12 protein-coding genes are annotated in these 12,260 nt (G+C 72.4%); 11 read left to right on the forward strand and 1 reads right to left on the reverse strand.

The window, feature by feature from the left end; translation table 11 throughout:
• The first annotated feature begins 4 nt into the window (after positions 1–4).
• The 7 genes from ssd (at position 5) to AOQ53_RS19660 (ending at position 5,034) form a co-directional block, all read left to right on the forward strand.
• Positions 5–1,117, forward strand: coding sequence for a septum site-determining protein Ssd (gene ssd, locus AOQ53_RS19635; RefSeq protein ID WP_059419057.1), 1,113 nt, complete (start codon positions 5–7; stop codon positions 1,115–1,117).
• Positions 1,114–2,328, forward strand: coding sequence for a TadA family conjugal transfer-associated ATPase (locus AOQ53_RS19640; RefSeq protein WP_059419059.1), 1,215 nt, complete (start codon positions 1,114–1,116; stop codon positions 2,326–2,328). The genes ssd and AOQ53_RS19640 overlap by 4 nt, the downstream gene beginning before the upstream one ends.
• Positions 2,325–3,197 carry a type II secretion system F family protein gene (locus AOQ53_RS19645; protein ID WP_059419061.1) on the forward strand — a complete coding sequence of 291 codons (873 nt, stop codon included), beginning with the start codon at positions 2,325–2,327 and terminating at the stop codon, positions 3,195–3,197. Before AOQ53_RS19640 ends, AOQ53_RS19645 begins: the two co-directional genes overlap by 4 nt.
• On the forward strand, positions 3,194–3,982 hold the full coding sequence (locus tag AOQ53_RS19650; protein WP_059419062.1) for a type II secretion system F family protein: 789 nt from the start codon (positions 3,194–3,196) through the stop codon (positions 3,980–3,982). The genes AOQ53_RS19645 and AOQ53_RS19650 overlap by 4 nt, the downstream gene beginning before the upstream one ends.
• 74 nt (positions 3,983–4,056) lie before the next feature.
• Positions 4,057–4,266 (forward strand): DUF4244 domain-containing protein, encoded by a 210-nt coding sequence (locus AOQ53_RS41310; RefSeq protein ID WP_078945397.1) that lies wholly within the window; start codon positions 4,057–4,059, stop codon positions 4,264–4,266.
• A complete protein-coding gene (locus tag AOQ53_RS19655) occupies positions 4,253–4,618 on the forward strand; it encodes a TadE family type IV pilus minor pilin (protein WP_059419064.1) in 366 nt (121 codons plus the stop codon). Before AOQ53_RS41310 ends, AOQ53_RS19655 begins: the two co-directional genes overlap by 14 nt.
• A gap of 59 nt (positions 4,619–4,677) precedes the next feature.
• A complete protein-coding gene (locus AOQ53_RS19660; RefSeq protein ID WP_059419065.1) occupies positions 4,678–5,034 on the forward strand; it encodes an Rv3654c family TadE-like protein in 357 nt (118 codons plus the stop codon).
• Positions 5,035–5,200: 166 nt separating this feature from the next.
• Here AOQ53_RS19660 and AOQ53_RS19665 read toward each other — a convergent pair whose 3' ends face one another.
• Positions 5,201–7,717: a DEAD/DEAH box helicase gene (locus AOQ53_RS19665; protein WP_078945398.1), complete on the reverse strand. Its 2,517-nt coding sequence runs from the start codon at positions 7,715–7,717 to the stop codon at positions 5,201–5,203.
• Positions 7,718–7,796: 79 nt separating this feature from the next.
• On the opposite strand from AOQ53_RS19665, the gene bldG reads away from it, so the two are divergent.
• The 4 genes from bldG (at position 7,797) to AOQ53_RS19685 (ending at position 12,167) form a co-directional block, all read left to right on the forward strand.
• On the forward strand, positions 7,797–8,138 hold the full coding sequence (bldG, locus tag AOQ53_RS19670) for an anti-sigma factor antagonist BldG (protein WP_003991900.1): 342 nt from the start codon (positions 7,797–7,799) through the stop codon (positions 8,136–8,138).
• 136 nt (positions 8,139–8,274) lie between these two features.
• Positions 8,275–8,712, forward strand: a complete 438-nt coding sequence (locus tag AOQ53_RS19675; protein ID WP_059419069.1) for an ATP-binding protein — start codon at positions 8,275–8,277, stop codon at positions 8,710–8,712.
• A gap of 273 nt (positions 8,713–8,985) precedes the next feature.
• Positions 8,986–11,391: a sodium-translocating pyrophosphatase gene (locus AOQ53_RS19680; protein WP_059419071.1), complete on the forward strand. Its 2,406-nt coding sequence runs from the start codon at positions 8,986–8,988 to the stop codon at positions 11,389–11,391.
• Positions 11,392–11,585: 194 nt separating this feature from the next.
• Positions 11,586–12,167 carry a small secreted protein gene (locus AOQ53_RS19685; protein ID WP_078945399.1) on the forward strand — a complete coding sequence of 194 codons (582 nt, stop codon included), beginning with the start codon at positions 11,586–11,588 and terminating at the stop codon, positions 12,165–12,167.
• The last annotated feature ends 93 nt before the right edge of the window (positions 12,168–12,260 follow it).

Genomic DNA, 12,260 nt, shown 5'->3' on the forward strand with positions numbered 1-12,260 from the left:
GGGGATGGAGACCGTGGCCGGAGCCGTCACACACGATCCGCCGTCGGCCGCCGGAGGGCGGCAGGGCGGACCGCTGATCGTCACCGAGGACAGCGAACTCCTCGACGACCTGCTGCGCCTGTGCGCGGCGGCGGGCGCGACACCCGAGGTGCATCACGGAGTGCCCGACCGCAGAGGCGGCTGGGAGGCCGCGCCGCTCGTCCTCGTGGGCGACGACGCCGCACGGCGGGTACGCGGGGCCGCGCGCAGAAGGGGAGTCGTCCTCGTGGGCCGGGACCAGGACGACTCCGGGGTGTGGCGGCGGGCCGTCGAGATCGGCGCCGAGCACGTCCTGATGCTGCCCGACGGCGAGCAGTGGCTCGTCGACCGCATCGCCGACGTGGCCGAGGGCGTCGGCCGGCCCGCCCTCACCGTGGGCGTCATCGGCGGCCGCGGCGGGGCCGGAGCGTCCACGCTCGCGTGCGCGCTCGCCGTCACCTCCGCGCGCGAGGGGCTGCGCACACTCCTCGTGGACGCCGATCCCCTGGGCGGCGGACTCGACGTACTCCTCGGCGGTGAGACGGCCGAGGGGCTGCGCTGGCCCGCGTTCGCCTCCTCGCGCGGGCGGGTCGGCGGGGGTGCTCTGGAGGAGTCGCTGCCCGAACTGCACTCGCTGCGGGTGCTCAGCTGGGACCGCGGCGACCGGATCGCCGTCCCGCCCCAGGCGGTGCGCGCGGTGCTCGCCGCGGCCCGGCGCCGGGGCGGCACAGTCGTGGTCGACCTGCCGCGCCGCATCGACGACGGCGTCGCCGAGGTCCTCACCCAGCTCGACGTCGGCGTGCTGGTGGTACCCGCCGAGCTGCGCGCCGTCGCGGCCGCCGGACGGGTGGCGTCCGCCGTCGGCATGGTCCTGCGCGATCTGCGGGTGGCGGCCCGCGGGCCGTACCCGCCGGGGCTCGACGACCGGGAGGTGGCCCGGCTGCTCGGGCTGCCCCTGGTCGGCGAGGTGCCGGTCGAGCCGGAGCTGCTGCGCCCGGACCAGGGCACGACACCCCCGGGTGCCGCCCCGCGCGGACCGCTCGCCCGGTTCTGCAAGGAGTTCTGGGAGCGGGCGCTCGTCGAGGCGGGTGCGGCGTGAGCACCCTGGCCGGACTCGAGGGCGCGGAACTGCTCGACGGGGTGCGGCGGTGGCTGGCCGAGAGCGGGGCCGAGCCGACCCCCGCGCGCGTGGCGCAGGCCCTGCGGGAACAGGGCCGGGTGCTCGGGGATGCCGAAGTTCTGGGGGCCGCCGCGCAGTTGCGGTCCGAGCTGGTCGGCAGCGGGCCGCTGGAGCCCCTCCTCGCCGACCCTTCGGTGACCGACGTGCTGGTGTCGGCCCCGGACCGGGTCTGGGTCGACCGGGGCGGCGGACTGGAGCTCACCTCGGTGCGCTTCGCAGACGCCGCCGCCGTACGACGGCTCGCCCAGCGCCTCGCCGCCGTGGCCGGGCGCCGGCTGGACGACGCCCGGCCCTGGGCCGACGCGCGGCTGCCCGACGGGACCCGGCTGCACGCGGTGTTGCCGCCGGTCGCCGTGGGCTGCGCCTGCCTGTCGCTGCGCGTCGTACGGCCGCGTGCCTTCACGCTCGGCGAACTGGTCGCGGCGGGCACGGTGCCGCCGGGCGGGGACCGTGTGCTGCGCGCGCTGCTCGACGCGCGGCTGTCCTTCCTGGTCAGCGGCGGCACGGGCAGCGGCAAGACGACGCTGTTGAGTGCCCTTCTGGGGTTGGTGGGGCCGGACGAGCGGATCGTCCTCGCCGAGGACTCGACGGAACTGCGGCCGGACCATCCGCACGTCGTGCGGCTGGAGACCAGACCCGCCAACCAGGAGGGCGCGGGGCTCGTCACCCTCGAGGACCTGGTGCGCCAGGCGCTGCGGATGCGGCCCGACCGGCTGGTCGTGGGCGAGGTCCGCGGAGCCGAAGTGGTGCATTTGCTGGCCGCGTTGAACACCGGCCACGAGGGGGGCTGCGGAACCGTGCACGCCAATGCCGCCGCCGACGTACCGGCCCGGCTGGAGGCCCTGGGTACGGCCGCCGGGCTCGACCGGGCCGCGCTGCACAGCCAGGTGGCGGCTGCCCTCTCCGTGGTGCTGCACCTCGTGCGCGACCGGACCGGGCGGCGGCGGATCGCCGAGGTGCATGTGCTGGAACGGGACCCGTCGGGGCTGGTGCGGACGGTGCCGGCGCTGCGGTGGGGAGCGGAGGCCTTCGTGCGTCAGCGGGGATGGGAGCGGCTGAGGGGGCTGCTTCGGGGCCAGGGAGGCGAGGGCGGGGCGGGCGAAGTCGCGGTGAAGGGTGCGGAGTCATGACGGGGGCGGCTGAGATGTCCACGGGTGCGGCCGTGGCGTGCATGGGTGCGGCGGTCTTGCTGCTGGGGGAGCGTCACTCGGCGGCACGGCGGGCGCGGTTGCTGCTCGCGGGCGGCGGGACCGTCGGGACCGGACCGCCCGGGTGGTGGCGGATGGCCGGTGGGTTGCGGCGGGTCCGTAGGAGGCTGCGGGCCGAGTGGTGGGCGCCGGTGGCCGGGCTGGTGCTTGCGGTGCTCGGGGCGTCGGTGCTGCCGGTCGTCCTGGGAGCGGCCGGGGTGCCGCTGCTGCGACGGGTCCGGCTGGCCGGCCAAGTGCGGCGGGACCGGGAACGCCGGGCCGATGCGGTGATCGCGTTGTGCGGGGCGCTCGCCGGGGAGGTACGGGCCGGACGCCAGCCGGGAGAGGCGCTGCTGCGGGCCGCCCGGGACTGCGGCGGACTCGCGGATGCACAGGCGACGGTGCTGGCGGCGGCACGGTTCGGAGGCGACGTGCCGGACGCGCTCGCGACCGCCGCGAGGCAACCGGGTGCCGAGGGGCTGCGGGGACTCGCGGCGTGCTGGCGGGTGGCCGTGGACCAGGGCGCGGGGCTCGCGGCCGGACTCGACCGGCTCGCCGCCGCCCTGCGCGCCGAACGGGACCAACGGTCCGACTTGCGTGCCCAGTTGGCGGGCGCCCGGGCCACGGCGGTGCTGCTCGCCGGGTTGCCGGCCTTGGGGCTCCTCATCGGCACCGCCCTCGGCGCCGACCCCCTCCATGTCCTGCTGCACACCACGGCGGGCCTGGGCTGTCTGGTGACAGGCGGCGTGCTGGAGGGCCTGGGGCTGTGGTGGGTGCTGCGGATCGTGCGGGGCGCGGAGGCAGCGGCATGAGCGCAGAAGTTGTCCACAGGCTGGGGGTGACGGTGGGGATGGTGCTGACCCTCTGGTGGGCGGTGCGTTGGCTCAAGCAGGCTCGGCACCGCCGGAGGATGAGGCGCCGGCTGAACGAGCTGTCGCCCCCCGAAGCGGCCGCCTCCGCCCCACCCCTCGCGCTGAGCCGGGCAGCGCGGAGATGGCTGGCCCCCGTGGGCGTGGCCTGTGCCGGGTGGGCGCTGATCGGCGGCCTGGTCGGTGTCGCCGTCGGACTGGCCGGCGCGTTGGGGATGTGGCGGTGGCGGCTGCGGCAGGAGGCGGCCGGTACGGACCCAAGAGCACCCGACCTCGCCGAGGCGGCGCGGCAACTGCCCCTGGCCGCCGACCTGCTGGCGGCCTGCATCGCGGCGGGCGCCGGCCCGGTGATCGCCGCGCAGGCCGTGGGAGAGGCGCTGGGCGGCCCGGTGGGCGACGCCCTCGCCCAGGGGGCGGCGGAGGTACGCCTGGGCGGCGAACCGGGCGCCGCTTGGCGGAGGTTGGCCGCCCTCCCGGGAGCCGGAGGCCTGGCCCGGTTGCTCGAACGGGCCGATGTGTCCGGACTGCCAGCCGCCACACCGGTCGCACGTCTCGCCGCCGAGGCCCGCGCCGACTGGGGCCGGGCCGCGACGGCCAGGGCACGCCGAGCGGGCGTCATGGTCAGCGCGCCGGTCGGGCTGTGCTTCCTGCCCGCGTTCATCGCGGTCGGCGTACTGCCCGTGGTGATCGGGCTCGCGGGCGGGGTGCTCGGAAGGGGTGGTGGCTGAGGCGGATACCCGGATCGGCGGAACAAGTCAGCGAAGACCAACAGAAGTTCGGACTCATTCCTACGGGGGTTGAGATGTATCAGGCGGTACGGGCACGGCTGGGTGCCCTGGTGTGCGGGGCGCGTGCGGCGCGGAGGGACGCGGGGATGGTCACCTCCGAGTACGCGATGGGAATCGTCGCGGCGGTGGCGTTCGCGGTGGTGCTCTACAAGGTCATCACGAGCGGCGCGGTCAGCGCGGAGCTCCAGAACATCGTGAAGGACGCCCTCAATGCGCGGATGTGAGCGGGGCGCGGACCGGGGGTTCGTCACGGCGGAGTCGGCCGTGGTGCTGCCCGTGCTGGTGATGTTCGCGATGGCGCTGGTGTGGGGGCTGCTGGTCGTGGCCGCGCAGATCCAGTGCGTGGACGCGGCACGAACGGGTGCCCGCGCGGCGGCCCGCCAGGACCCGCCCGACGCGGTCGTGCGACTGACCCGCGAGGCGGCACCGCCCGGCGCGAAGGTGACCGTCAACCGGGGCGCGGAACACGTCCGGGTGGTCGTCGTGGCCGAGCCGCCGGTGCTGCGCGGCCTGTCCTTCGCCGTACGGGAGGAGGCCGTGGCGTCGGTGGAGGAGACGGTGGGGGTGGGCACGTGAGACGGCGGCCGGAGGTGCGGGGTCGGGGCCCGGGGCGGTGGGACAGCAGGCCTCGGCGGATGAGAGGTGCCGCTTCGGACCAGGGGTCCGCCACCGTCTGGAGTGTCGGGGCGATCGCCGTCCTGTGCGTGGTCTTCGGCATCGTCCTCGCGTTGGGGCAGGCCGTGGTGATCCGGCACCGTGCGGCGGGCGGTGCGGATCTCGCGGCGCTCGCGGCGGCGGACCACTGGGCCGAAGGCGGCACGGCGGCCTGCGCCCGGGCCGGCCGGGTGGCCGGGGCACAGGGCGTCCGGCTCGTACGGTGCGAGGTCGTCGGGCAGATCTCCGACGTGACGGCGGCGTCGGGCCGGGGACCGTTCACGGCGGAGGTCAGGGCGCGGGCGGGGCCTCCGGTGGCCTCTTTGGGGCTCCCGTAGGCCCGGGGGAGGCAGGGCCTGGGCGGGTGCTGGTGCGTCTCTCTTGAGCCTCGCGGCGGCTCCTGTGGGTCTCCCGTCGGCGAGGGGCACGGCCCGGGCGGATGCTGGGGCGTCTCTCCAGTGCCTCGCGGCAGCTCCCTTGGGTTCTCCCGTCGGCGGGGTGCTGTCAGGGCCCGGGCGGGGGCTCTGACGGCTCTCCTGAGCCTCCCGGTGGCTGCTCCTGCGTCTCCTTCTCCTCGGGAGCGCCCTCCAGCAGCACCGTGAGCAGCCGTACCGCCCCCCTCTTGTGCAGCGGGTCGTTGCCGTTGCCGCACTTGGGGGACTGGATGCAGGACGGGCAGCCGGCGTCGCACTCGCAGGAGGCGATGGCCTGGCGGGTGGCGGCCAGCCAGGTGCGGGCGGTGCGGAAGGCGCGCTCCGCGAAGCCCGCGCCGCCGGGATGGCCGTCGTAGACGAAGACCGTGGGCAGGAGCGTGTCGGGATGGAGCGGGATCGACACACCGCCGATGTCCCACCGGTCGCAGGTCGCGAAGAGGGGCAGCAGGCCGATCGACGCGTGCTCGGCGGCGTGCAGGGAGCCGCCGAGGATCTCCGGGTTGATCCGGGCGCGGTCCAGTTGGTCCTCGGTGACGGTCCACCACACGGCCCGGGTGCGCAGCGTACGAGGAGGGAGGTCGAGTTTCGTCTCGCCCAGCACCTCACCGGTCATGAGCCGTCTGCGGAGGAAGGAGACGACCTGGTTGGTGACCTCGACGGAGCCGTAGCACATGCGGCCGTCGCCCCAGGGGACCTCGACGTCCGTCTCCAGGACGGAGATCGACGTCGTGTCGCGGGCGACCGTGGAGTACGGCGGGGCGGCTTCCTCGACGAGGGCGACGGAGTCCTCCAGGTCCAGCGACCGCACCAGGTACGTGCGGCCCTGGTGGAGGTGGACCGCTCCCTCGTGGACGGTCGAGTGCGCGGCGCCCGCGTCGACCGTGCCGAGCAGCCGGCCCGTGCCGGTCTCGACGACCTGGATGGGGCGCCCGCCCTCACCGCGGATGTCGGTCAGGTCGGCGGCCCGTTCGCGGCGGGTCCAGTGCCAGGCCTTGGTGCGGCGGCGCAGCAGCTTGGCGGCCTCCAACTGGGGGAGGAGGTCCTCGCAGGCCGGGCCGAACAGGTCGAGGTCCTCGTCCGTCAGAGGCAACTCCTCGGCGGCCGCGCACAGGTGCGGAGCCAGCACGTAGGGGTTGTCGGGGTCGAGGACCGTCGACTCGACGGGCTGGTCGAACAGGGCCTCCGGGTGGTGGACGAGGAAGGTGTCCAGCGGGTCGTCACGCGCGACCAGGACGGCCAGCGCCCCCTGCCCGGACCGTCCGGCCCGGCCCGCCTGCTGCCACAGGGAGGCGCGTGTGCCCGGGTAGCCGGCGATGACGACCGCGTCCAGACCGGAGATGTCGATGCCGAGTTCGAGGGCGTTCGTCGCGGCGAGGCCCAGCAGTTCACCCGAATGGAGGGCGCGTTCGAGTGCGCGGCGCTCCTCCGGGAGATAGCCGCCCCGGTACGCCGCGACACGCCGGGCCAGTGACCGGTCGACCTCGGCCAGTCGCTCCTGGGAGATGACGGAGATCAGCTCGGCGCCGCGCCGGGACCGCACGAAGGCGACCGAGCGCACTCCCTGCACGGTGAGGTCGGTGAGCAGGTCGGCGGCCTCGGCGGTGGCCGTGCGGCGGACGGGGGCGCCCTTCTCGCCGTGCAGCTCGGTCAGTGGCGGTTCCCAGAGAGCGAACACCAGTTCACCACGCGGGGAGGCGTCGTCGGCGACCTCCACCACCGGCAACCCGGTGAGGCGGCCGGCGGCCACCGCGGGCTCGGCGGCGGTCGCGGAGGCCAGCAGGAACACGGGTGAGGCGCCGTAGCGGGCGCACAGGCGGCGCAGCCGGCGCAGCACCTGGGCGACGTGCGAGCCGAAGACGCCGCGGTAGGTGTGGCACTCGTCGACGACGACGTACTTCAGCGACTTCAGGAAGGAGGACCAGCGGGGGTGGGACGGCAGGATGCCGCGGTGCAGCATGTCCGGGTTGGTGAGGACGTAGTTGGCGTACTGGCGGATCCACTCGCGCTCCTCGAACGGAGTGTCGCCGTCGTACACGGCCGTGCGTACCGAATGGCCCAACGGATGTGAAAGTTCCTTCACGGAGCGGCACTGATCCGCCGCAAGAGCCTTGGTGGGGGCCAGGTAGAGGGCGGTCGCGCCGCGGCCGTTCGGGGTCTCGGCGCCGTCCAGGAGGGTGGACAGGACAGGCGCGAGGTAGGCCAGGGACTTGCCCGAAGCCGTGCCGGTGGCGACGACGACCGATTCGCCGTCCAGCGCGTGCTCCGCCGCACGCGCCTGGTGGGCCCAGGGATGCTCGATGCCCGCGGCCCGCACGGCCGCCACGACCTCCGCGCGGATCCGGTCCGGCCAGACGGCATGCCGGCCCTCGCGCGGGGGCAAGTGCTCCGTATGAGTAATGCGCGAAGCCCTGCTCGGACCGGACGCGAGGCGGTCCAGGACCGCGCCCGGCGCGGGTCGGGGGGCGGGGTCCGTCGGGGGTCGATCGGATCGGTGATTCTTGGCCATCGGCACCGAGTGTGTCACTGGCGTGACGGACAATGGAGCCAAGGCGTCGTGCACGCCTGCCCGTAAGTGATTGAATGCCATCGCGGCTGGCGAATCGTCCAGGGGACGAAGCCGAGGTGCCCCAAGGGCGACCGCTCGATAGCAAGGTGCTGGAGGATCCGTGGACCTGTCCCTGTCGACCGAGACCATGGGCGATCGCACGATCGTCAGGGTCGGTGGCGAAATCGACGTATATACCGCGCCCAAGCTGCGCGAGCAGTTGGTCGAGCTGGTGAACGACGGCAGTTTCCACCTTGTCGTCGACATGGAGGGCGTGGACTTCCTCGACTCCACCGGGCTCGGCGTGCTGGTCGGTGGCCTGAAGCGTGTGCGGGCCCATGAGGGCTCCCTGCGCCTGGTCTGCAACCAGGAGCGCATTCTGAAGATCTTCCGCATCACCGGCCTCACCAAGGTGTTCCCCATTCACACCTCGGTCGAGGAAGCGGTGGCGGCGACCGACTGACCCCCGGACCCGGGCCTCGCGCCCGGGGCCGGCCGAAGTTGCGGCAGAGTTCGGCAGAAGTGAAGACCGAGGGGGCCCGGGCTTTTCGGCGGCCCGGAGCCTCTCGACAGCACGCCCGTAGTTGCGAGGGGGATGCATGGCCACCGTTGAGCTCCGCTTCAGCGCGCTGCCCGAGCACGTCAGGACCGCTCGGCTGGTGGCGGCCGCGGTGGCGCGCAGGGCCGGAGTGGACGAGGCCGTCCTCGACGAGGTCAGGCTCGCCGTCGGCGAGGCCTGCACGCGGGCCGTCGGACTGCACCAGACCGGCGGGATCTCGGCACCGGTGAAGGTGCTGCTGATCGAGGAGGAGAAACAGTTCTCCATCGAGGTCGGCGACGAGGCCCCGCACGCGATTCCCGGCGAGCGCGCGCCCGGCGCAGGACCCGGCGACCCCGACGGTGAGGCCGACGAGGACGAGATGGGCCTCGCGGTCATCAGCGGACTCGTCGACGATGTCGAGGTCAGCGCGGGGGAGCACGGCGGGTCGATCAAGATGACCTGGCCGACCACACCACCGCCGACCATCCTGGCCTGACCGGCCACCGCGCACACGCTTTTCGACGAAGGGCCCCACCCGTGGGGCCCTTCGTCATGTGCGGGTGTCAGAGGTCGCCTTTACAGTAGTTCCTGTGCCGTTCGTCGCGTGAATTCGTTCACGATCATTCGCATGCTCCAAGGCAGTCCGAGAATGCTTTCAGGGCATTACCTCAGAAGGCCAATTCCGCTTATCGCGCTCTGTTTTGATCAGGTTCCGGTACCTACAATCCCGTCCACATCTTGAGCTCAGCCCAAGCGTCAAGGAGGACGAATGGCGGGGCTTTTCAACTCACCACAGTCGGGCCATCCCACAGACCTCGCAGCCGCCGTACTGACCGATGGCAACCGCGTCCTCGTGGTGGTCATCGCGGTCGTCGCGCTGGCGGCGCTCGTGGTCGCGGGTGTCCTGGTGCGCCAGGTACTCGCGGCCGGCGAGGGCACCGACAGCATGAAGAAGATCGCGGTGGCGATCCAGGAAGGCGCGAACGCCTATCTGGCCCGTCAGCTGCGCACGCTCGGCGTATTCGCCGTGGTCGTGTTCTTCCTGCTCATGCTGCTGCCCGCCGACGACTGGAATCAGCGTGCCGGTCGGTCGGTGTTCTTCCTGATCGGAGCGGCGTTCTCGGCGGCCACCGGCTATATCGGCATGTGGCTCGCCGTGCGCAGCAATGTGCGTGTCGCGGCGGCGGCGCGTGAAGCGACACCGGCGGAAGGCGAGCCGGAAAAAGATCTCACCGCCGTCTCGCACAAAGCGATGAAGATCGCATTTCGCACGGGCGGCGTCGTCGGCATGTTCACGGTGGGCCTAGGCCTGCTGGGCGCCTCCTGCGTGGTGCTGGTGTACGCGGCCGACGCGCCGAAGGTACTCGAGGGCTTCGGCCTCGGGGCCGCGCTGATCGCGATGTTCATGCGTGTCGGCGGTGGCATCTTCACCAAGGCCGCCGACGTCGGCGCCGACCTGGTCGGCAAGGTCGAACAGGGCATTCCGGAGGACGATCCGCGCAATGCCGCAACCATCGCCGACAACGTGGGCGACAACGTCGGCGACTGCGCGGGCATGGCGGCCGACCTCTTCGAGTCGTACGCGGTGACCCTCGTCGCGGCGCTGATCCTGGGCTCGGCGGCCTTCGGCGACGCCGGCCTCGGCTTCCCGCTGCTCGTGCCGGCGATCGGTGTGATCACCGCCATGATCGGGATCTTCGCGGTGGCGCCGAGGCGGGCCGACCGCAGCGGCATGAGCGCCATCAACCGCGGGTTCTTCATCTCCGCGGTGATCTCGCTCGTGCTGGTGGCCGTGGCCGTCTTCGTCTACCTGCCCGGGAAGTACTCGGATCTGGACGGCGTGACGGACGCGGCGATCACCGGCAAGGACGGCGACCCGAGGGTCCTCGCGCTCGTCGCGGTGGCCATCGGCATCGTGCTCGCCGCCCTGATCCAGCAACTGACCGGCTACTTCACCGAGACCACCCGGCGTCCCGTCCGGGACATCGGCAAGACCTCGCTGACCGGCCCGGCCACCGTCGTCCTCGCCGGTATCTCCGTCGGTCTCGAATCCGCCGTCTACACCGCCTTGTTGATCGGTCTCGGCGTCTACGGGGCGTTCCTGCTCGGCGGTACGTCGATCACACTGGCGCTGTTCGCGGTGGCGCTGGCCGGCACCGGCCTGCTCACCACGGTCGGCGTGATCGTCGCGATGGACACCTTCGGGCCCGTCTCCGACAACGCGCAGGGCATCGCGGAGATGTCCGGCGACGTCGAGGGCGCGGGCGCACAGGTGCTCACCGACCTGGACGCGGTCGGCAACACCACCAAGGCGATCACCAAGGGCATCGCGATCGCCACGGCCGTGCTCGCGGCGGCGGCGCTGTTCGGGTCGTACCGCGACGCGATCATCACCGGAGCGCGCGACGTGGGCGAGCAGTTGTCCGGGGCGGGCGCACCGATGAGCCTGATGATGGACATCTCGCAGCCCAACAACCTCGTGGGTCTCGTCGCGGGCGCGGCGGTCGTCTTCCTCTTCTCGGGGCTGGCGATCAACGCCGTGTCGCGATCGGCGGGTTCCGTGGTCTTCGAGGTGCGGCGGCAGTTCCGCGAGCGGCCCGGGATCATGGACTACAGCGAGAAACCGGAGTACGGCAAGGTCGTCGACATCTGCACCAGGGACGCCCTGCGTGAACTCGCCACGCCCGGTCTGCTCGCCGTGCTGGCGCCCGTCTTCATCGGGTTCACGCTCGGCGTCGGACCGCTCGGCGCGTTCCTGGCCGGCGCGATCGGCGCGGGCACACTGATGGCGGTGTTCCTGGCCAACTCCGGTGGCGCCTGGGACAACGCCAAGAAGCTCGTCGAGGACGGCCACCACGGAGGCAAGGGCAGCGAGGCCCACGCGGCGACCGTGATCGGTGACACCGTCGGCGACCCCTTCAAGGACACCGCCGGTCCGGCGATCAACCCGCTGCTGAAGGTCATGAACCTGGTGTCGCTGCTCATCGCGCCCGCGGTGATCAAGTTCTCCTACGGTCCGGACGCGAGCATCGGAGTACGGATCCTGATCGCGGCCCTCGCGTTCGTCGTCATCGTCGGTGCGGTGTACGTGTCAAAGCGGCGCGGAATCGCCATGGGTGACGAAGACAACGCCGAACCGAGGTCCAAGTCGGCGGACCCGGCCGTGGTTTCGTAGGGAGGTCGTCCAAGCCCCAGCTCAAGGTGCGGGCGGGCGGCGCGCGTTGACGCGTCGCCCGCCCGCTCTGTGCGTGTACACCACCACGCCGTGAGGCTTCTCTCGCTTGGTGCAAAAGGTTACAAAAAGGTCTTAATGGACTCTCGGCGTGCGGTTGCCGTGCATCTGGCGTGTATGTTCCGGGGCCGAGAGCCATGGAAGGGACCAAACCGGTGAACAAGAAGCTCGCGGCCGCACTGTCCGGCGGTGCGGTACTGGTACTGGCGCTGTCGGGGTGCGGCGGCGACGGCAACGAGAAGCTGGACTCCTGGGCCAAGCAGGTCTGCGACGCCGTACAGCCGCAGGCCAAGAAAATCGAGTCGGCCAATGCCTCGATCCAGAAGGAAACCTCGGACAACAGCAAGCCGGAGGACGTCCAGAAGACCGACGCAAAGGCCTTCCAGGACATGTCCGACGCCTACAAGGCCATCGGCGCCGCGGTGACCAAGGCCGGGGCGCCGGACGTCGAGAACGGCGAGAAGAAGCAGCAGGACGCCGTCAAGGAGCTCAACACGATCTCCTCCTCGTACGCCTCCCTGAAGAAGCAGGTCGACGCGCTCGACACCAAGGACCAGGGCAAGTTCGCGGACGGCCTCAAGGACATCGCCACCGAGCTCGACAAGCTGGGCAAGAGCGGGAACGACGCGCTCCGGACCCTGGAGGAGGGCGAGGTCGGCCAGGCGATGGCCCGGCAGACCAGCTGCAAGGCGGCCACGGCACCGGCGACCCAGAGCTGAGCAAGGAGCACTTCCGGGGCCGGTGGGACTGCCGAGCTCCAGAGTGACTGCCGGGCCGGTCCGCTGAGCCGCGCCCGTTACCCGGCACGGGCA

Origin of the sequence: Streptomyces azureus (assembly GCF_001270025.1) — a bacterium.
In the GTDB taxonomy this organism is placed as follows: Bacteria; Actinomycetota; Actinomycetes; order Streptomycetales; family Streptomycetaceae; genus Streptomyces; species Streptomyces azureus.